We start from the raw sequence: 19,198 nt of genomic DNA, 5'->3' as shown, positions 1-19,198 counted from the left end.
ATGTGTCGAGCCCCGGGCGCTCTTGAGGGCGGCCGGGGCTTTCGACGCTAGGAGAGGACTTTCAGCAATGGCGAAGATCCTGGAGTTCGACGAGGACGCCCGCCGCGCGCTCGAGCGCGGTGTCAACGCCCTCGCGGACGCCGTGAAGGTAACCCTCGGCCCGCGAGGCCGCAACGTCGTCATCGACAAGAAGTTCGGTGCGCCGACGATCACGAACGATGGTGTCACCATCGCCCGTGAGATCGAGCTGGAGGAGCGCTACGAGAACCTCGGCGCCCAGCTCGCCAAGGAAGTGGCCACCAAGACCAACGACATCGCGGGCGACGGCACCACCACCGCGACCGTCCTGGCCCAGGCCATGGTCCGTGAGGGCCTGCGCAACGTGGCGGCCGGCGCCTCGCCGCTGTCGCTCAAGCGCGGCATCGACAAGGCCGCCAAGGCCGTCAGCGACAAGCTGCTCGCCAGCGCCCGTGAGGTCGGCGACAAGAAGGAGATCGCCAACGTCGCGACGATCTCCGCGCAGGACGCCCAGATCGGCGGCCTGATCGCCGAGGCGTTCGACAAGGTGGGCAAGGACGGTGTGCTCACCGTCGAAGAGTCCAACGCCATGGGCATGGAGCTCGAGTTCACCGAGGGCATGCAGTTCGACAAGGGCTACCTGTCGGCCTACATGGTGACCGACCCCGAGCGGATGGAGTCCGTCCTCGAGGACGCCTACATCCTGCTCACCCAGGGCAAGATCGCCTCCATCGCGGACTTCCTGCCGCTGCTGGAGCAGATCGCCCAGACCAAGAAGCCGCTGCTCGTGGTCGCCGAGGACGTCGAGGGCGAGGCCCTGGCCGTCCTGGTCACCAACAAGATCCGCGGCACCTTCACCTCCGTGGCCGTCAAGGCCCCGGGCTTCGGTGACCGCCGCAAGGCGATGCTCCAGGACATGGCCATCCTCACCGGCGCGCAGGTCGTCAGCGAGGAGGTCGGCCTCAAGCTGGAGCACGTCGGTCTCGAGGTGCTCGGCACGGCCCGCCGTGTCGTCGTCACCAAGGACAACACGACGATCGTCGACGGCGCCGGTGACGCGCAGGCCATCGAGGACCGCGTCAAGGAGATCAAGATTGCCATCGAGCAGTCCGACTCCGACTGGGACCGCGAGAAGCTGCAGGAGCGCCTGGCCAAGCTCGCCGGCGGTGTGTGCGTGCTGCGTGTCGGCGCCGCCACCGAGGTGGAGCTGAAGGAGAAGAAGCACCGCCTCGAGGACGCGATCTCCGCGACGCGCGCCGCGATCGAGGAGGGCATCGTCTCCGGCGGTGGCTCCGCGCTCATCCACATCTCGAAGGACCTCGACGACATCGGCCTGACGGGCGACGAGGCCACCGGTGTCGGCATCGTCCGGCGCGCGCTGGTCGAGCCGGCCCGCTGGATCGCCGAGAACGCCGGTCTCGAGGGCTACGTGGTGACGCACAAGGTCGCCGAGCTGGAGGCCGGGCACGGCCTCAACGCCGCCACCGGCGAGTACGGCAACCTGCTCGACCAGGGTGTCATCGACCCGGTCAAGGTCACCCGCTCGGCCGTGCAGAACGCGGCTTCGATCGCGGGCATGCTGCTCACCACCGAGGCGCTCGTGGTGGACAAGCCCGAGGAGGAGGCCCCCGCCGCCGGCGGCGGGCACGGTCACGGTCACGGCCACTGACCGCTTCTCCCGTTTCCGTACGGCCCGCACCCTTCGGGGTGCGGGCCGTACGGCTTTTCTGGGGGTGTCCTGGGCCTTGGGGGCGCCTGGCCTACGCTGGGGCTCGGGAGGCGGTGCAGCATGCGGTACGCGCGCGCGGTGGAGCGGCTGAGGATGCTGGCGCGGGAATGCGAGGAGACCAGGCGGCTGCCGGCGGAGGAGCCGTTCCTGCGCGCGGCGTACGTGTTCGGCGACCTGCCGGCGGGTGCCGACCCCCTCGACGAGATCGAGGTCGCGCTGGTGCTGAACCTGCCGCCGGAGGAGGTGGCCTGGGGCACGCATCCGCCCGGCACGGCCTGGCTGGTCGACTTCCTGCGGCTGGACCAGGGCGGCATCGCCTACTGGTGGCGGTCGTCCGGCGAGCCGGTGGCCAATCACCGCATTCGCGAGCCGGTGCTGTTCTGGTCGCTGGACGGGGTCGAGAGCGGCGTGCTGGAGGCGCTGCGGGAGCGGCGGTTCGAGGCGCTGCGCGGCGTCGAGCCCGTCACCGGCGAGGAGCGGGCGGCTCGGGCGGCGGGGGAGCTGGAGGCGGCGCTGCGGCACCTGCGAGCCGTGCAGGGGGCGTACTGGGACCGGCAGTGGCGGCGCGAGCATCGGGGGTTGCGGCGGTATCCCGAGCACCATCTGTGGGAGGCGGTTCAGGGCTATCTGGAACTTCTGGACGCGCGGGACGAATGAGTGATGGGGTGATCTGAGGGCTGCCGGTGGCGTGTCCGGCGGTGAGCGGGTTGGGGGGAACTGGGGGAAAAGGTGGCTTATTGAAGTAAACCTGGAGTGTGAGATAAGCGTCCGGAGGTCTGACAATTGTCGCGCATTCCGGGTTATCGCCTGAAACATAATGTCAGTATTAAGGCTTAGTGTGGTCGGTTGATTACTGCTCGTTATCGTCGCTCCAATGTGACCAATCCGTAGCCGTTCCCCATGACGACAGGCCGGATCAGTGCGGGCATCATGCCTATCGTGAGCGAGGGAAGCGTCGCCGACGCCAAAATTGGGGTAAGGCTCGCGTCGAGACTTCCGGCACGGACGGATGACTCCGACCTAAGAGAACTGACGAGCCTCGCCGTGCAGGGAGATCGCAGCGCGATCGAATCCCTGCTCCGCGAGTTGCGTCCGATGGTGGTGCGGTATTGCCGCGCCAGGCTGGGCCGGGTTTCAGGGCAATATCACATTGCCGATGACGTGGCCCAGGAGGTGTGCATCGCGGTGCTGTCCGCGCTGCCGCGATACCGGGACATGGGGCGGCCGTTCGCGTCGTTCGTGTTCGGGATCGCCTCGCACAAGGTGGCCGACGCGCTGCGGAGTTCGGTGCGTTCCGCGGTGCCCACCCAGGACCTGCCCGACGGGCCCGACGACGGGCCGGGCCCGGAGGAGACGGTGGTCCGCTACATCGAGGTCGAGCACGCCCGGCGGCTGCTGGCCCGGCTGCCCGACAACCAGCGGGAGTTGCTGCTGTTGCGGGTGGTGTCGGGGTTGTCGGCCGAGGAGACCGGTAATGTACTCGGTATGTCACCGGGTGCGGTCCGCGTCGCCCAGCATCGGGCGCTGGCCAGGTTGCGGCAGATGGCCGAGCTGGAGTCGGCTTGACGCCTGAGCAGGAGACCGATGCGCTGCTCGACGCGCTCGGTCGTGGAGAGACGCCCGGTCCGGGCGATCCGGCGGTGCGGTTGCTGGCCGTACTGCTCGATGACGTCGGTCAGCGGCGCTCCTCCGTGTCGATGACACCGTCGACGTAGCCTCTGGCGTAGTCCCAGCTCACGTAGTCGGCGGGGTCGGGATGGAAGGCCGGCTCGTGCACCTGCGGCTGGCCTTTCTCGATCATCTGTTTCAGGTTGCCGCGCAGCAGCTCCCAGTCGAAGAAGTGCTGCTCGCCGCATTCCGGGCAGTCGAGCACGAGCCCCAGCACCCCCTGCGGTTCGAGCAGGGAGCGGAAGACCTCGACGTCGGCGAGGTCGGTGATGGCCTCGTCGCGCTCGGCCGCGGTGAGTGGCTCGGCGTCGTCGAGCGCGCCCATCGCCGAGGAAGGGTCGTTCGGGTCGTCCGCGAACGGATCGCGGGGGACGTCTTCCAGCACCTTCCCACCATATGACCGAAGCGGCCCGCGCGGTGGGGATTACCTCAGCCATCCGCGTCTGGCTGCTTCGACGCCCGCGTGAAAGCGGGACTGAGCGCCCAACTCGGTCATGGCGTCGGCGAACCTCGCGCGTACGGTGCGGACCGACACGCCGAGCCGGCGGGCGATCGAGTCGTCGCACATGCCCTGCGCGGCCAGCCGCAGCACCTGGACCATGCCGTCGCCCCTGCGGTCGGGCAGCAGCGGCACGGCGCGGGCCCACAGCTCGCGGAAGAGCGAGCCCAGCACTCCCACCACCACGGAGGTGCGGACGAGATAGAAGTTGTAGGCGTGGTCGGGCAGGTTGCCGCCCCAGTGGGCGGGCAGGCCGGCCATCTCGGGGCCCGCGGTCATGAACCAGCTCGGCACCCTGTCCAGGGAGCGCACCTGGCCGCCGGACTCGATGAGACTGGTGAGCTGGGCGCGTACGCCGGGAAGCGCGAGAGTGGTGACCGGAACGATCACTTGAACGGTGAGCAGGTTTCGTTTTTGCGCGTCAATCCAAAGATCCGCAAATTTACGCGCGAAATCTGTCATGGTCCGTTCATCGGGAACCGTGGTGAGTAAAGTCATCGGTGGCGTCTGACATTGCACGGCGATGCCCACCACGCTCTCGTAGAGGATGTCCGCGCCGCTGGCCATCTCCACAGTGAACGGGCCGTCGCGATAGTCGCGGCCGGCGTCGTAGTCGCGGATCAGCCCGCGTATCGAACCGAGCGCCGAGTCGATCCTGCGGCTCTCCTCGGCCAGCCGGTCGAGGCGTTCCGCGATCACCCGCCCGAGTGCCGCCGCGGGGTGTCTGGCCAGGTATTGTCCTGATTGTTCGTCGACCACGCCGAGTTTGACGAGATCGTCGAGTTGGCGGCCGACCTTCTCGACCGGGCCGTCCATGGCCTGCGCCAGATCGGAACGGGTCGCTTTGTGCAGGCGCAGCACCGCGGAGTAGAGCGCGGTCTGGGCCGGGTCGAGGCCCAGCGTCTCGAACGGATCCGACATGGTGTGGGGCTCGTTGCGCATGGGGGGCGGCTCCGTTGGGGGGACACGGGCGTGCCGTGAGGATAACGCCGCATTCCACCGGTGTCCGCGTGTTGCGCTGACTGCATTCGTGCCGCATGCAACTTCGTGCAATTGCACGTTTTCACATTGCGTTGTGCCGTTGAGTGACGCAGGCTTTACCCAGCGTCGGCATCCAGCCAAGGGCGCGGCAGCGTCGGCCATCAGGACGCGGAGGGGGGTTCGGTGGCCAGTGGCGCCGCCGCGGCCCGGGTGCCGGTGGCCGGAGGATGGGACGGGACACCGACCGTCTCATCCCCCGGCACTCTTCCGTGAAGCCGGGAGTACGACGGGCCGTGGGGGTCATCGTGCTCCCGGCTTCAGCTCGTTTTGGTGTCAGGGCCTAGACTTAGGCAATCAAAGCGAGGCAGGAGGGGGCCGCGGCATGTCCAAGTTCACCGAGATGGGTTTGACCTTCGATGATGTGCTGCTGGTGCCGGGATACTCCGACCTGCAGCCAGGGGAGGCCGACACCCGTTCTCGCCTGTCCAAGGGCATCACGCTGTCCATCCCGCTGATCTCCGCCGCCATGGACACCGTCACCGAGGCCCGCATGGCGGTCGCCATGGCCAGGCAGGGCGGCATCGGCATCCTGCACCGCAACCTGCCGGTCGAGGAGCAGGCCCAGCAGGTCGATCTCGTCAAGCGGTCCGAGGCCGGCATGGTCACCAACCCCGTGACCTGCAGTCCCGACGACACGCTGGCCGACGTCGAGCGGCTGTGCGCCACGTACCGGATCTCCGGGGTGCCCGTGACCGACTCCGCCGGCACGCTCGTCGGCATCGTGACCAACCGCGACATGCGCTTCGAGACCGACCAGGAGCGGCTCGTCCGCGCCGTCATGACCAAGATGCCGCTGGTCACCGCACCGGTCGGGGTGTCGCGTGACGACGCGTTCGCGCTGCTTCGGCAGAACAAGATCGAGAAGCTGCCCCTCGTCGACGCCGACGGCCGGCTGCGCGGCCTGATCACGGTCAAGGACTTCACCAAGAGCGAGCAGTACCCGCTGTCCACCAAGGACGAAGGCGGCCGGCTGATCGTCGGCGCGGCCGTGGGCGTCGGCGGCGACGCGGAACTGCGGGCCAAGACCCTGATCGAGGCCGGGGTCGACGTCGTGGTGGTCGACGTCGCCCACGGTCACTCCAAGGGGCTGGCCGAGATGATCGCCAAGATCAAGGCCAACACCAAGGTCCAGGTCATCGGCGGCAACATCGCGACCAGGGCCGGTGCCCAGATGCTGGTCGACGCGGGCGCCGACGCGGTCAAGGTGGGCGTCGGCCCCGGCTCCATCTGCACCACCCGCGTGGTCGCCGGAGTCGGCGCGCCGCAGGTCACGGCCATCCACGAGGCGTCCAAGGCGTGCGCGCCGGCCGGCGTGCCGGTGATCGGCGACGGCGGCCTGCAGTACTCCGGCGACATCGTCAAGGCCATCGCGGCCGGCGCCGACGCGGTCATGCTGGGCTCGCTGCTGGCCGGGTGCGAGGAGTCGCCCGGTGAGCTGATCTTCATCAACGGCAAGCAGTTCAAGTCGTACCGGGGCATGGGCTCGCTCGGCGCGGTGCGCAACCGGGAGCGCGGCGGCGCCTCCTTCAGCAAGGACCGCTACGCGCAGGCCGATGTCGGCGGCGAGGACAAGTACATCCCCGAGGGCATCGAGGGCCAGGTCCCCTACCGCGGCCCGGTCGCCGCCGTCGCCCACCAGCTCGTCGGCGGCCTGCGCCAGGGCATGTGGTACGCCGGCTGCCGCACGATCGGCCAGATGCACACCGACTGCGAGCTCATGCCGATCACGGCAGCGGGCCTCAAGGAGAGCCACCCCCACGACATCCAGATGACCGTGGAAGCTCCGAACTATCACAGAAGGTAAGTTCATGACTCAGCAGGTGGAGATCGGCCGGGGTAAGACCGGGCGGCGGGCGTACTCACTTGACGAGATCGGCCTGGTGCCCTCGCGGCGCACCCGCGACCCGGAGGAGGTCTCGATCGCCTGGCAGATCGACGCCTACCGGTTCGAGCTGCCCGTGGTCGTCGCTCCCATGGACAGCGTGGTCTCGCCGGCCACCGCCATCGAGATCGGGCGGCTCGGCGGCCTGGCGCCGCTCGACCTCGAAGGGTTGTGGACGCGCTACGAGGACCCGCTGCCGCTGCTGGAGGAGTGCGCCGCCCTCGACCAGGAGGCGGCCACCAGGAGGCTGCAGGAGATCTACGCCGCGCCGATCAAGGAAGAGCTGATCGGCCGCCGCATCGAGGAGATCCGCGCCTCCGGGGTGACCACCGCCGTGCGGCTGTCGCCGCAGCGTACGGTCCAGTACCACAAGGCCGTGATCGACGCGGGCGTGGACATCTTCGTCATCCGTGGCACGACCGTCTCCGCCGAGCACGTCTCCGGACGGGCCGAGCCGCTCAACCTCAAGCAGTTCATCTACGAGCTGGACGTGCCGGTCATCGTGGGCGGCTGCGCCACCTACACCGCCGCCCTGCACCTGATGCGCACCGGCGCCGCGGGCGTGCTGGTGGGCTTCGGCGGCGGCGCTTCGCACACCACGCGCAACGTGCTCGGCGTGGCCGTGCCGATGGCCACCGCGATCTCCGACGTGGCGGCGGCGCGGCGCGACTACCTCGACGAGTCCGGCGGGCGCTACGTGCACGTGATCGCCGACGGCGGCATGGGCACCTCCGGCGACATCGCCAAGGCCATCGCCTGCGGCACCGACGCCGTGATGGTGGGCTCGCCGCTGGCGCGCGCGGTGGAGGCGCCCGGCCACGGGTTCCACTGGGGCTCGGAGGCGCACCACCCCGACCTGCCGCGCGGGCGGCGGGTCGAGTTCGGCACGGTGGGCACGCTGGAGCAGATCCTGCACGGGCCGTCCAGTGTGGCCGACGGTTCCATGAACCTCATGGGCGCGCTCAAGCGGACCATGGCCTCGACCGGTTACTCCGACATCAAGGAGTTCCAGCGGGTCGAGGTCGTGGTGGCGCCGATCCAGCGCTGATCCCGGTTCGGCCGCCGTCGCCTGCCGTGGCGGCGGCCGACGTAGGGTTCGGGCCATGGAAGAACCCGTTGAGGACAGAATCGCCCGGCTCGAACAGCAGGTGGCGGCGCTCCAGCGTTATCTCGGCGTCGATCTCTCGGCCGGTGACGGGTCCCGATTCTCGCCGGAGTTCCACGAGGCGCTGCGGCAGGGCAAGACCCTCAGGGCCATCGCGATCTACCGCAAGGAGACCGGGGCCTCGCTGCGCGACGCCAAGACCGCGGTGGAGAACATGCAGCGGCGGGCCGGTCACGTCTCATAGGCGGATTCCGCGACACGCGCCGCCACGCCCGCGTTCCCCGGCCGGCGCGGCGATGAAGCCCTCCGACGGCCGGTGACCTGCGCCGTTGGGCGGCCCGTGGCCTAACATGCGGCACATGACCGATCTTCGGCACACGCACGAGATCACCTACGACGGCGACCGCGTCGTCAAGCGTTATCTCGACAGCAAGCCGGGCGCGGCCGAGCGGGAATGGCGGGCGCTGACGCTGCTGGCCGAGCACGCCCCCGGACTCGCGCCCGAGCCGATCACGCTCGACGGCGGCGTGGTGACCATGTCGAGGCTCGACGGGGTGCCGCTGCGCGGCCTGTTCGCGCGGGCCAAGCACGTCGGGGCGATGGCCGAGGCCCTTTCCCAGGTGCACGCCGCCGTGCCCGGCCACGTGCTGCGGACCGTCCCGGTGCGCCCGTGGGGGCGTGAGGCCATCGTCGACTGGATCACCCGCCGGTGCACGGCCTGGGAGCCGCGGGAGTCGCTGGCGGACCGGGCCGTCAAGGAGGGGCTGCGGTGGGTGGAGAGCTGGTCGCCCGGCGACGCGGGCGTCCGTCCGGCGTTCGGGACGGGTGACGGCAACCTGGCCAACTTCCTGTGGGACGGCACCCGCGTGCGCGTCGTCGACTTCGAGGACTCCGGGCGCAGCGACGTGGCGTTCGAGGTGGCGGAGCTGGCCGAGCACGTGTCGATGTGGGTGGACGGGGACGTGGAGGTCGCCCACCGGTTCGAGCTGAGCCCGCAGGAGGACCGGCGGATGCGCGACTGCCGCAAGGCGCTCTCGCTGGCCTGGCTGTTCCTGCTCTCCCACGAGCACCCGCGCAACCCGCCGGGCACGTTCCTGCGGCAGGCCGAGCGGGCGCTGGCGACCCTGGGCGCCTGAGCCCGCCTCCGGCGGGGGCTCAGGCGCCCAGGGGATGGCGGAGGGTCCAGCCCGCGAGCGCCCCCGGGAGGGGTCAGCCCGCCAGTACGCCCAGGAGGTGGCTGACCTCGCGGGCCACCGCGTCACGGCCGGCCTTGAGGTACTTGCGTGAGTCGACCACCCGCTCGTCGTGGACCAGGTAGTCGCGTACCGCCCCGGTGAACGCCTTGTTCAGGTGGGTCGCGATGTTGATCTTCTTCATGCCCTGCCGGACGGCCTCGCGCAGCACGTCGTCGGGCACCCCGGAGGAGCCGTGCAGCACCAGCGGCACCGGCACGGTCGCGCGCAGCTCGGCGATCAGCTCCAGGTCGAGGACCGCGTCCTTGGTCGTCATGGCGTGCGAGGTGCCCACGGCCACGGCCAGCGCGTCCACGCCGGTCCTGCTCACGTAGTCGGCCGCCTCGTGCGGCTTGGTGCGGGCGCCGGGGGCGTGCACGCCGTCCTTGCCGCCGACCTCGCCGAGTTCGGCCTCCACCCACACGCCGCGCTCGTGGCACCAGGCCGCCACCTCGCCCGTGCTGGCGACGTTCTCGTCGTCGGGCAGGGCCGAGGCGTCGTACATGACCGAGCCCAGCCCCAGCGTCACCGCCTCCTCGACGAGTGCCCGGTCGGTGGCGTGGTCGAGGTGCACCGCGACCGGCACCTCCGCCCGCCGGGCCACCGCGAGCGCGGCCAGCGCGATCGGCTCAAGAGCGCCGTGGTAACGCACGCAGTTCTCGCTGATCTGCAGCACGACCGGCAGGCCGAGGGCCTCGGCGCCGGCCACGATGGCGGTGGCGTGCTCCAACTGGATCACGTTGAACGCGCCCACCCCCGCAGGGGACCGGTGGACGACGTCGCCGATGGGGGCGAGGGGCATGGTGGGCTCCTTACGTGATGATGATCTGGGGGTGGATGTCGGCGTACACGCCGGGGTCGAACTCGCCGGCCACCGGGGTGGCCACGGCCGCCGCGCCGAGTGCGGCGGCCCGCCTGAGCCGCTCGGGCCACGGGCCGGGCTCGACCAGGCCGAGCGCCAGCCCCGCGACCAGCGAGTCCCCGGCTCCCGTCGGATTGCCCCGCACGGTGTACGGCATCCGCGCCGCGAACGTGCCCTCCCCGGTGACGGCGAGCAGCCCGTCGGCCCCCATGGACACCACGACCGCGTCCGCGCCCCGGCCGCGCAGCGCCTGCGCGCCCTCGGCCGGGGTGCCGCCGGGCACGGCCCTGGCCAGCTCCTCCGCGTTGGGCTTGAGGATGGCGGGCCGGCCCTCGGGGGCGTGGCGCAGGGCGTCGCCGTCGGCGTCCACGATGGCCGGGACGCCGCGCCCGGCCGCGACGGCGGCCAGCGTGGCGTAGGCGTCGGCGGGCAGGCCGCGCGGCAGGCTGCCGGACAGGACGACCGCGTCGGCCCCGGTCAGCAGCGAGTCGTAGTGGCCGAGGAAGCCGGCCAGTTCGGCGGGCGTCACCTCGGGGCCCGGCTCGTTGAACAGCGCCGTACGCCGTGATGCGGAGGTGTCGGAGACGGCGAGGGTGGTGCGGGACTCGCCCGCGATGGCGTACAGCTCGGCGGGCAGCCGGGCCGCCGCCAGATCGGCCTCGATCGCGCGCCCGGTCGGGCCGCCGGCCAGGCCCGTGACCAGCACGTCCCGGCCGAGCGCGGCCAGCACCCTGGCCACGTTGACGCCCTTACCGCCCGCGCGCCTGTGCACCGCGCCGACCCGGTTGACTCCGTCCCAGTGCACGCCGGGCACCTGGTAGGTCACGTCGAGGGCGAGGTTGAGCGTCACCGTGATGATCAATCAGGGCTCCGTGATCCAGACGCCGTCCTTCAGCACGCCGTCCACTTCCAGCGAGTCGGAGAGCACCACCAGGTCGGCGGCCTTGCCGACGGCGATCGAGCCGATCCGGTCGGCCAGGCCCAGCAGCCGGGCGGGCGTCAGCGAGGTCACCTGCACCGCGTCGGGCAGCGACAGGCCGAGTTCCTGGACGGCGCGCCGGAACGCGGCGTCCATGGTGAGGGTGGAGCCCGCGATGGAGCCGCCCTCGACCAGCCGGGCCACGCCGTCGTCCACGTGCACCGCCATGGTGCCCAGCACGTAGTCGCCGTCGCCGAGGCCGGTGGCCGACATCGCGTCGGTGATCAGGGCGGTCCGGCCGGGCCCGGCCACCTCGTACGCCAGCCGCAGCATGGCCGGGTGCACGTGCACGCCGTCGTTGACCAGCTCGACCGTCACCCGCTCGTCGTCGAGGAGCGCCGCCACGGGCCCGGGAGCGCGGTGGCCGAGCGGCGACATCGCGTTGTACAGGTGGGTGGCCACGCTCGCGCCCGCCTCGATGCCCTCGATCGCCTGCTCGTAGCCGGCGGCGGTGTGCCCGACGGCGGCCAGCACGCCTTCCGCGACGGCCATCCTGATCAGGTCGAGCGCGCCGGGCAACTCGGGCGCGACGGTCAGCATGCGCACGTGCCCGCGCCCGGCCTTCACCAGCCCCGCGAACTCCCGCGTCGAGGGCTCACGCAACAGCGCCGGGTCGTGGGCGCCGCAGCGGGACCTGGCGATGTACGGGCCCTCGAAATGGATGCCCGCCAGCAGCCCTTCGTCACACAGTTCGGCCAGCGCCGACGCCGCCCTGGTCAATCCCTCGATCGAGTCGGTGACCAGGCTCGCCATGGTGGTCGTGGTGCCGTGGCGCCGGTGCAGCGCCACGGCGTCACGTGCCTGGCCAAGGTCGCCGGTGGGGAAGGAACCGCCCGCGCCGCCATGGTTGTGCACGTCCACGAAACCCGGCACGACGTGCCGCCCGCCCAGTTTCAGGCCGGGGCCCGGCGCGGATCCGGAGCCGACATGCGTGATGCGGCCGTCTTCGATGGTCAGCCACCCCTCGTGCACGCCCTCGGGCGTCACGATCCTGGCGTCGGCAAGAGTAAGGCTCATGAAGAAAGGATCACAGATCGCGTGAGGTGCATGGGTTCGTCGGGGTCGAGACCCCGCGCGAAGGCCCGCGCCACCGCGACCCGCTGGGCGCGGATCAGTTCGGCCATGGGGTCGAGCCCCGTCTCGAAGAAGGTGCCGCCGGTCTCCTCGACCTGCGCGCGCAGCCCTTCGGGGGCGGCGCCGAGCATCCACGTCACGCGTCCGGGGGCGGCGATGCTGATCGGGCCGTGCCGGTACTCCATCGCCGGGTACGCCTCCGTCCAGGAGCGGGACGCCTCGCGCATCTTCAGCGCGGCCTCCTGGGCCAGGCCGACCGACCAGCCGGCGCCGAGGAAGCTGAACTGCTCGGCCTTGACCAGCGGGTCGGGCAGCGGCTCGGCCACGGCCTGCTCGGCGTCGGCGATGACCTGGGTGAGGTCCTCGCCGAGGGCCGCGCGCAGCATGGCGAGTTGCGTGGTGGCGAACCTGGTCTGCACGACGGACTTCTCGTCGGCGTAGTCGAGCACGACGACCTCGCCGGCGGCCGACATGATCGGGGTGTCGGGGTCGGCGGTGATGGCCGTGCTTCTCGTCGTGGTCCTGGCCAGCAGGTCGAGGACCTCGGTCGTGGTGCCCGAGCGTGACAGCGCCAGCACGCGGTCGTAGCCGCGTCCCTCGGGGAACTCGGAGGCGGCGAACGCGTCGGTCTCGCCGTGGCCGGCCCGCTCGCGCAGCGTCGCGTACGCCATCGCGATGAACCACGACGTCCCGCAGCCGACGACGGCGACCCGCTCGCCCCGGCGCGGCAGCGCGTCAGCGGGCACGTCCGCGACGGCGCGGCGCCAGCAGGACGGCTGGGACGCGATCTCGGCCTCGGTGTGGGTGCTCACCCCTTGCCTCCCAAAATTGATTGTTTGTGCTTTGTTTATAGCAGGAAGGAGCAAAAACGAACACCGGTGGCCGTAGCGTCATGGTTGTGCCACGCTTGCTCCTGTTCCCCATCCCCTAGGGAGGCCGCCGTGTCCCGCTACGACCGCTGGAACGCCATCCTCGAGCTGCTGGCACAGGAGGGCAGGCTGTCGGTGGAGGAGGCGGCCCAGTCGCTCGACGTGTCCACGGCGACGATCCGGCGGGACTTCGATCAGCTCGCCCAGCAGCAGATGCTCATGCGCACGCGGGGCGGGGCGGTGGCGCAGAGCGTCAGCTATGACCTGCCGCTGCGCTACAAGACGGCCAGGCACGCCGACGAGAAACACCGCATCGCGATGGCCGCGGCCGGGCTCGTCACCCCCGGGGCCGTGGTCGGGCTCAACGGGGGCACCACCACCTCCGAGCTGGCCCGTACCCTCGCCACGCTGCCCTCGCTGGAGAGCGGGTTCACGATCGTCACCAACGCGCTCAACATCGCGGCGGAGCTGACCGTACGGCAGCACGTCAAGATCGTGGTGACGGGCGGGGTGGCGCGGCAGCAGTCGTACGAGCTGATCGGGCCGCTGGCCGGCGGGGTGCTGGAGCAGGTCACCCTCGACGTGGCCTTCCTCGGCGTGGACGGCCTCGACGTCGGGCTCGGCGCGTCGGCCCATCACGAGGGGGAGGCGAGCGTCAACAACCTGCTGATCAGCCGGGCGGCGCAGGTCGTGGTGGTGGCCGACTCGTCGAAGATCGGCAAGCGGGCCTTCTCCCGGATCTGCCCGATCGGCCAGATCGACACGCTGGTCACCGACGCGCTGCTCTCCGACGCGCTGTCCGGGCAGCTCACGGACGCCGGGGTGAAGGTCGTACGCGCCTGAGCGCCGGGGCGTTACAGAGCGCGGTATGGGCGGGTAGGTATGGAACGCACGGACGGTGGCGTTCCAGGGGGAAATATGACGTCGGGAAGGAGCGCGGCCCGGCTCGGGCCCGCTGAGCGGGCGGAGGCGCTGGAGTGTATGGCGTCCCAGGAGCTCGACGTGGTCGTGGTCGGCGGCGGCGTCGTCGGGGCGGGGGTCGCGCTCGACGCCGTGACCCGCGGCCTCGACGTGGCCCTGGTCGAGGCGCGTGACTTCGCCTCGGGCACCTCCTCGCGTTCGTCGAAGCTGATCCACGGCGGCCTGCGCTACCTGGAGCAGCTCAACTTCGAGCTGGTGCGCGAGGCACTCCAGGAGCGGGCGCTGCTGTTGCAGCGCATCGCGCCGCACCTGGTGCGGCCGGTGCCGTTCCTGTTCCCGCTGACGCACTTCGGCTGGGAACGCCCCTACGTGGGCGCGGGCGTGGCGCTCTACGACACGCTGGGCGTCGCGACCGGCGTGGCCCGCGGTGTGCCGGGGCACCGGCACCTGTCCAGGTCGCGGGCGCTGCGGCTGGCCCCGGCGCTGAAGAAGACCGCCTTCACCGGCGCGGTCCAGTACTGGGACGCGCAGGTGGACGACGCCCGCTACGTGATGACCACGCTGCGCACCGCGGCCACGTACGGCGCGCACATCGCGCCCAGGGCGCAGGTGGTGGGGTTCCTGCGGGAGGGCGAGCGGGTCACCGGCGTGCGGGTGCGCGACCTGGAGCTCGGCGAGGAGTTCGAGGTGCGGGCCCGGCAGGTGGTCAACGCCACCGGCGTCTGGACCGACGACATCCAGGAACTGGTGGGCGGGCGGGGCCAGATCCACGTGCGCGCCTCCAAGGGCATCCACCTCGTCGTGCCCCGCGACCGGATCCACTCGCTGACCGGCATCATCCTGCGTACGGAGAAGTCGGTGCTGTTCGTGATCCCCTGGGGCCGGCACTGGATCATCGGCACCACCGACACGGAGTGGACGCTCGACAAGAGCCACCCGGCCGCCTCCCGGACCGACATCGACTACCTGCTCGACCACGTCAACGCGGTCCTGTCGGTGCCGCTGACCCGCGACGACGTCGAGGGCGTCTACGCGGGGCTGCGTCCGCTGTTGTCGGGCGAGTCCGACGAGACCTCCAAGCTGTCCAGGGAGCACGTGGTGGCGCATCCCGTGCCGGGGCTCGTGATGATCGCAGGGGGGAAGTACACGACGTACCGGGTGATGGCCCGCGACGCGGTGGACGCCGTGGTGCACGGCCTCGACCAGCGGGTGCCGCGCTCGTGCACCGACCGCATCCCGCTCGTCGGCGCCGAGGGCTACCAGGCGCTGTGGAACTCCCGCTACCGCATCGCCCACGAGTCCGGCCTGCACGTGGCCAGAATCGAGCACCTGCTGCAGCGTTACGGCGCGCTGATCGACGAGGTGCTGGAGCTGATCGAGCGCGACCCGTCGCTCGGCCGGCCGCTGTCGGGGGCCGACGACTACCTGCGGGCCGAGATCGTCTACGCCGCCACCCACGAGGGCGCCCGGCATCTCAACGACGTGCTGACCCGGCGCACGCGCATCTCGATCGAGACCTTCCACCGCGGGGTGGCCGTGGCGCAGGAGTCCGCCGAGTTGCTGGCCGAGCCGCTCGACTGGGACGGCGAGCAGGTCAAGCGGGAGGTGGAGTACTACACGAAGCGGGTGGAGTCCGAACGCCGATCGCAGGAGCAGGACTCCGATCACGAGGCGGACGCGATCAGGCTCGGCGCGCCCGAGATCGTCCCCGTCGTCATGCCGGAGGACAACTGAGCGAGCCGAGCCTTTCGGTCAGGAGGGGCGGCCCGCGGCGCTGCGGGGTCCGCGGACCGCCCGTTCCAGGGGTGGATCTACCGCGCGATCGTCACGACGGGGGGTAGACCGTGGCGTCGTGCACGTCGAGCAGCGGCTCCTTGACGCCGTCACCCGACTCGTCGGTCCAGTTGGAGTTGCCGGACGAGATCAGCGTGCTGCGCACGGCCAGCGAGCCCGCCCGGGTTGTGGGCTTGTGGGTGCCGGAGGTGAGCAGGCCGGCCGCGCCCGCCACGTGCGGGCTGGCCATGGAGGTGCCGCTGATCGTGGCGTAGCCGCCGCTCATGTAGGTGGAGTAGATGCAGGTGCCCGGCGCCGTGATCTCCACGGTGGCTCCGTAGTTGGAGTAGAACGCCGAGGTGTCGTCCGCGTCGATCTCGCTGCGGCAGGACAGGGTGCTGCCGCCGAGGCCGCCGGCCAGGCCGTCGTTGTCGGTCAGCGCGGAGACGGTGACCACGTCGGGGTGGTTGGCCGGGAAGAACGACGAGGTGTTCGAGCTGCTGTTGCCCGCGGCCACGACGACGACGATGCCGGCGTTGACCGCGTTGGTGATCGCCGTGCTGATCGCGCTGCTGGTGCAGCCGCTGCAGCCCAGGCTGAGGTTGATGACCTCGATGGTGGAGGCGCGCGCCACCACCCAGTTGATGCCGGCGGCGATGCCGGCCAGGGTGCCGGAGCCGGCCGAGTTGAGCACCTTGACGCCGTGGATGCGGGCGCCGGGCGCGACGCCCACCGGGCCGATGGTGTTGTCGAGGGCGCCGACGGTGCCGGCGACGTGGGAGCCGTGGCCGTTGTCGTCGGTGCCGGAGTTGTTGACGCAGGCCCCGGTCACGCAGTTGGCCCGCGCGACCACGTTCAGGTCGGGGTGGGTGTTGTCGACACCGGTGTCGACGACGGCGACGTCCACGTCGATGCGCACGTCGTCGACGCCGTCGATGTCGAGGTTCGGGTTGCTGGGACCGAAGATGCGTCGCACGCCGGTGGGCACGGTCTGCACGAAGGCGTGCACCTCAGCGTCGGGCTCCACGCTGACGACGTTCGGGTTGCTCTTGAGCGCTTCGGCCGCGCTCGCGCTCAGGCGGGCGGTGTAGCCCTTGAACGCGGACTCGTAGACGCCGATGAGCTGGCCGCCGAGCTCGGACACCTGGTCCTGCGCGGCGCCGCGCGGCGCCCGCATGGACGGGTCGAGCTGGACGATGTACGTGCCCTCGGCGGCGGCTGCCGCCGAGACGGGGGCTGCTGAGACGGGCAGCGGTGCGGCGAATAACGCCAGCGCGCTGACGAGCGATGCGAGCAGGGGGGTGCGTGTTCGCATGGCAGCGTGGGCCCTTTCTGATCTTGGGACCGGCCCTTGTTGTGACACTGAAGCAGCCGGTCCGACTCTAGGGTGTAAGCAAAGTTTTCATCATTAGTCGGGATAAGTCCATAAAAAAAGTGCCGGTTCGCTACGAACCGGCACCTCTTGATCACTTAACGAAGCGGTATCCAGGCTTGTGAGGCCAGCGTGCCGGCATCGTTGACCTGGACGCCTTCGTACGAGAGCGTCCACAGCGAGTCCCCGATGACCATGGAACGCTGGATGCCCGGTTCGTAGGTGTAACCACCCTCCTGACGCTGGGCCGGGTGCTTGATCAACCCCAGTTCCTTCACCCCGGAGTCATCGATCTTGAGGACGAGCGCGCCCGACTCGTTCTGCTTCGTCAGCGGGAGCACCGACAGGCCGGTCTTCGGCCAGTACAGGAACGCGTGCGGATCCCACTCGGCCCCGGAGCCCGAGTCCTTCTGGAAGAACTGCGACAGCCGGCGCGGCGCGGCCGGGTCGCTCACGTCGAACAGCGAGACCTGCGTGCCCAGCGTTCGGCCCTTCTCGCTGGCCTCCTGGCCGATGCCGATGAGCCGGCCCTGCTCGCCGGGGTGCAGGTACGCCGAGTAGCCGGTGATCTTCAGCTCGCCCGTCACCTTCGGCGCGGCCGGGTCGCGCAGGTCGAGCGTGTACAGCGGGTCCACCTGGCGGAACGTGACGCAGTAGCCGATTGGGCCGACGAACCTGACCGAGTAGATGCGCTCGCCCTTGCCCAGGCCGCCGACCTGGCCGGTCCTGGCCATGGTGGCGGCGTCGAGCACGTACACGGTGCTGGAACTGGCCTGCTCGTCGCCGGAGTTGTCGGTGGTGGCCAGGCGGAGGTGGCCGTCGTACTCCGACAGCGAGTACTGGTTCAGCAGCCGTCCCGGCACCTTGCCCGAGGCCACGTACGAGGGGGCGCCGGGACGGCTGATGTCGAACCGGTGCACCTCCGTCTCCTCCGGCGGCACGGTCGGCGTGGGCCGCGGGCGCGGCTCGGGCGGCACCGAGGCCGACGGATCGGCGGGGGGCGTCGCGGGGGCGGAGGCCGTTCCCGACGCCGGGACAGAGGCCGTGACGGCGGGGTCGGCCGGGGTGGGCTCCTCCGCGGGCGCGACGGCGTTCGACGACGTCGTGTCGGCCGGGGGCTCCACCACCGGCAGCGGGCGCACGATCGGCGACCACCAGCGCGGGTTGCTGGCCACGTACAGGCTCTGGCCGGTGCCGTACACCACGTCGCCGTCGGCGGCCAGGCCGATCGGGTCGGTGCCCGCCGCCGTGACGCCCTGCGCCAGGTCGATCGTGTGCACGGTCAGCATCGAGGTGCCGGTGTAGTCGGCGGGGTGGCTGACCCGCTCGCACTTGACGGTGTCCGTCCTGGTCGCGCCGGACGCGTCGGTGATCTCGATCTTCGGCAGCCAGGCCGTCACCGGCGCGCGGCCCACCGCGGCCTGGTTCTCCTTGAGCAGGTCGGCCTCCGTGGCGTTCGGCCGGGGCTCGGGGAAGGCGATGTCGGGCTGGCTGCGGGTGACGAGGCGAACGGTGGAGCCGATCAGCCGGGCGTCCACGTACGAGCCCTGCGGCCGGATCGTGCTCAGCACCTTGGGCCGGCCCGCCAGGTCGACCACCACGTACCGGGTGTCGCCGGACGGCATCATCGAGCGCGCCTTGTACATGATCTCGCCGCCGCGCATGAGCACCAGCGCGCGGTCACCCGAGACCAGCAGGTCGCCGGGGACACCGGGGCCGGCGTCGCCCTCGGTCAGCTTGAGCGAGGCGGTGACCTTCCTGGTGGCCGTGTCGATGATCCGCAGGGTGCCGTCGGAGACCGTGATGACCCGGTTGCCGTCGGTCTTGACCAGGTCGGGCTCGTCCACGCCGGCCTCGTGCACGTTCGTCGTGGAGTGCTCGGGGGCGGCGGTGTCCGACCTGGCCTTGGTCTGGGCCGCCGCGTCCTCGGCGATCGCGAAGGGCATGACGCCGCCGAAGCCGTAGGCGGTGACGTTCTTCGCGGCCTGCTCCCGCAGCCCGGCCAGCGCGTCCTCGCAGCCGTTGTAGGCCACCAGGCGGACGGCGCCGAGGGTGGTCGTCCTCGGCGGCGGCCGGTCGGAGGCGTCCCCCGTCGAAGAGGTGCAGGCGGCCGTGACCGTCGCGAGCGCGGCGGCGGTCACGGCCGTGCGGATCAGCGTCTTCATGCCCCCATC

At 70.9% G+C, this 19,198-nt stretch carries 17 protein-coding genes; 9 read left to right on the top strand and 8 right to left on the bottom strand.

Annotation, left to right across the window (positions count from 1 at the left end; all coding sequences use genetic code 11):
- The first annotated feature begins 67 nt into the window (after positions 1–67).
- From groL to FAF44_RS15680, 3 genes are all read left to right on the top strand, one after another.
- A complete protein-coding gene (groL, locus tag FAF44_RS15690) occupies positions 68–1,687 on the top strand; it encodes a chaperonin GroEL (protein WP_237103888.1) in 1,620 nt (539 codons plus the stop codon).
- Between the two features lie 120 nt (positions 1,688–1,807).
- A complete protein-coding gene (locus FAF44_RS15685) occupies positions 1,808–2,404 on the top strand; it encodes a hypothetical protein (RefSeq protein ID WP_237103887.1) in 597 nt (198 codons plus the stop codon).
- Positions 2,405–2,677: 273 nt separating this feature from the next.
- Positions 2,678–3,313, top strand: coding sequence for a sigma-70 family RNA polymerase sigma factor (locus tag FAF44_RS15680; RefSeq protein WP_237103909.1), 636 nt, complete (start codon positions 2,678–2,680; stop codon positions 3,311–3,313).
- Positions 3,314–3,422: 109 nt separating this feature from the next.
- On the opposite strand, the gene FAF44_RS15675 is transcribed toward FAF44_RS15680, so the two are convergent.
- Both FAF44_RS15675 and FAF44_RS15670 read right to left on the bottom strand, forming a co-directional pair.
- A complete protein-coding gene (locus FAF44_RS15675) occupies positions 3,423–3,800 on the bottom strand; it encodes a DUF5319 domain-containing protein (RefSeq protein WP_080043188.1) in 378 nt (125 codons plus the stop codon).
- 39 nt (positions 3,801–3,839) lie between these two features.
- Entirely contained in the window at positions 3,840–4,856 is a 1,017-nt protein-coding gene (locus FAF44_RS15670; RefSeq protein WP_237103886.1) for a LuxR family transcriptional regulator, read from the bottom strand.
- Positions 4,857–5,277: 421 nt separating this feature from the next.
- Between FAF44_RS15670 and guaB the strand changes: the two genes are divergently transcribed.
- The 4 genes from guaB (at position 5,278) to FAF44_RS15650 (ending at position 9,078) form a co-directional block, all read left to right on the top strand.
- The gene (guaB, locus tag FAF44_RS15665) at positions 5,278–6,759 is read left to right on the top strand and encodes an IMP dehydrogenase (protein ID WP_237103885.1); all 1,482 of its coding nucleotides are present in this window, start codon (positions 5,278–5,280) and stop codon (positions 6,757–6,759) included.
- 4 nt (positions 6,760–6,763) lie between these two features.
- A complete protein-coding gene (locus tag FAF44_RS15660; protein WP_237103884.1) occupies positions 6,764–7,885 on the top strand; it encodes a GuaB3 family IMP dehydrogenase-related protein in 1,122 nt (373 codons plus the stop codon).
- Between the two features lie 55 nt (positions 7,886–7,940).
- Positions 7,941–8,186: a hypothetical protein gene (locus FAF44_RS15655; protein WP_237103883.1), complete on the top strand. Its 246-nt coding sequence runs from the start codon at positions 7,941–7,943 to the stop codon at positions 8,184–8,186.
- A 115-nt stretch (positions 8,187–8,301) separates the two neighbouring features.
- Positions 8,302–9,078 carry a phosphotransferase family protein gene (locus FAF44_RS15650; protein WP_237103882.1) on the top strand — a complete coding sequence of 259 codons (777 nt, stop codon included), beginning with the start codon at positions 8,302–8,304 and terminating at the stop codon, positions 9,076–9,078.
- Positions 9,079–9,151: 73 nt separating this feature from the next.
- Here FAF44_RS15650 and FAF44_RS15645 read toward each other — a convergent pair whose 3' ends face one another.
- From FAF44_RS15645 to FAF44_RS15630, 4 genes are read right to left on the bottom strand one after another with little or no spacing between them, the layout of a single operon-like run.
- The gene (locus FAF44_RS15645) at positions 9,152–9,976 is read right to left on the bottom strand and encodes a class II fructose-bisphosphate aldolase (RefSeq protein WP_237103881.1); all 825 of its coding nucleotides are present in this window, start codon (positions 9,974–9,976) and stop codon (positions 9,152–9,154) included.
- 10 nt (positions 9,977–9,986) lie between these two features.
- The gene (locus tag FAF44_RS15640) at positions 9,987–10,898 is read right to left on the bottom strand and encodes a 1-phosphofructokinase family hexose kinase (RefSeq protein WP_237103880.1); all 912 of its coding nucleotides are present in this window, start codon (positions 10,896–10,898) and stop codon (positions 9,987–9,989) included.
- A complete protein-coding gene (gene nagA / locus FAF44_RS15635) occupies positions 10,899–12,032 on the bottom strand; it encodes an N-acetylglucosamine-6-phosphate deacetylase (protein WP_237103879.1) in 1,134 nt (377 codons plus the stop codon).
- Positions 12,029–12,901: an SIS domain-containing protein gene (locus FAF44_RS15630; protein ID WP_237103878.1), complete on the bottom strand. Its 873-nt coding sequence runs from the start codon at positions 12,899–12,901 to the stop codon at positions 12,029–12,031. The genes nagA and FAF44_RS15630 overlap by 4 nt, the downstream gene beginning before the upstream one ends.
- Positions 12,902–13,030: 129 nt before the next feature.
- Here FAF44_RS15630 and FAF44_RS15625 point away from each other — a divergent pair, with 129 nt between their 5' ends.
- Both FAF44_RS15625 and FAF44_RS15620 read left to right on the top strand, forming a co-directional pair.
- Positions 13,031–13,801: a DeoR/GlpR family DNA-binding transcription regulator gene (locus FAF44_RS15625; protein WP_237103877.1), complete on the top strand. Its 771-nt coding sequence runs from the start codon at positions 13,031–13,033 to the stop codon at positions 13,799–13,801.
- Between the two features lie 75 nt (positions 13,802–13,876).
- Positions 13,877–15,613, top strand: a complete 1,737-nt coding sequence (locus FAF44_RS15620) for a glycerol-3-phosphate dehydrogenase/oxidase (RefSeq protein WP_237103876.1) — start codon at positions 13,877–13,879, stop codon at positions 15,611–15,613.
- 91 nt (positions 15,614–15,704) lie between these two features.
- Here FAF44_RS15620 and FAF44_RS15615 read toward each other — a convergent pair whose 3' ends face one another.
- The gene (locus FAF44_RS15615; RefSeq protein ID WP_237103875.1) at positions 15,705–16,967 is read right to left on the bottom strand and encodes a S8 family serine peptidase; all 1,263 of its coding nucleotides are present in this window, start codon (positions 16,965–16,967) and stop codon (positions 15,705–15,707) included.
- Positions 16,968–17,122: 155 nt separating this feature from the next.
- Positions 17,123–19,189 carry a beta-propeller domain-containing protein gene (locus FAF44_RS15610; RefSeq protein ID WP_237103874.1) on the bottom strand — a complete coding sequence of 689 codons (2,067 nt, stop codon included), beginning with the start codon at positions 19,187–19,189 and terminating at the stop codon, positions 17,123–17,125.
- Between the last annotated feature and the right edge of the window lie 9 nt (positions 19,190–19,198).

This window comes from Nonomuraea sp. MG754425 (genome assembly GCF_021699195.1).
In the GTDB taxonomy this organism is placed as follows: Bacteria; Actinomycetota; Actinomycetes; order Streptosporangiales; family Streptosporangiaceae; genus Nonomuraea.
Note: the sequence above shows the minus strand (reverse complement) of the source record. Positions and strands in the feature narration are given on the sequence as shown.

What these genes read in the sequence shown, in the direction of transcription:
- groL (WP_237103888.1), top strand. Translation starts at nt 68, where the DNA reads ATGGCGAAGATCCTGGAGTTCGACGAGGACGCCCGCCGCGCGCTCGAG.
- FAF44_RS15685 (WP_237103887.1), top strand. Translation starts at nt 1,808, where the DNA reads ATGCGGTACGCGCGCGCGGTGGAGCGGCTGAGGATGCTGGCGCGGGAA.
- FAF44_RS15680 (WP_237103909.1), top strand. Translation starts at nt 2,678, where the DNA reads ATGCCTATCGTGAGCGAGGGAAGCGTCGCCGACGCCAAAATTGGGGTA.
- FAF44_RS15670 (WP_237103886.1), bottom strand. Translation starts at nt 4,856, where the DNA reads ATGCGCAACGAGCCCCACACCATGTCGGATCCGTTCGAGACGCTGGGC.
- guaB (WP_237103885.1), top strand. Translation starts at nt 5,278, where the DNA reads ATGTCCAAGTTCACCGAGATGGGTTTGACCTTCGATGATGTGCTGCTG.
- FAF44_RS15660 (WP_237103884.1), top strand. Translation starts at nt 6,764, where the DNA reads ATGACTCAGCAGGTGGAGATCGGCCGGGGTAAGACCGGGCGGCGGGCG.
- FAF44_RS15655 (WP_237103883.1), top strand. Translation starts at nt 7,941, where the DNA reads ATGGAAGAACCCGTTGAGGACAGAATCGCCCGGCTCGAACAGCAGGTG.
- FAF44_RS15650 (WP_237103882.1), top strand. Translation starts at nt 8,302, where the DNA reads ATGACCGATCTTCGGCACACGCACGAGATCACCTACGACGGCGACCGC.
- FAF44_RS15645 (WP_237103881.1), bottom strand. Translation starts at nt 9,976, where the DNA reads ATGCCCCTCGCCCCCATCGGCGACGTCGTCCACCGGTCCCCTGCGGGG.
- nagA (WP_237103879.1), bottom strand. Translation starts at nt 12,032, where the DNA reads ATGAGCCTTACTCTTGCCGACGCCAGGATCGTGACGCCCGAGGGCGTG.
- FAF44_RS15620 (WP_237103876.1), top strand. Translation starts at nt 13,877, where the DNA reads ATGACGTCGGGAAGGAGCGCGGCCCGGCTCGGGCCCGCTGAGCGGGCG.
- FAF44_RS15615 (WP_237103875.1), bottom strand. Translation starts at nt 16,967, where the DNA reads ATGCGAACACGCACCCCCCTGCTCGCATCGCTCGTCAGCGCGCTGGCG.
- FAF44_RS15610 (WP_237103874.1), bottom strand. Translation starts at nt 19,189, where the DNA reads ATGAAGACGCTGATCCGCACGGCCGTGACCGCCGCCGCGCTCGCGACG.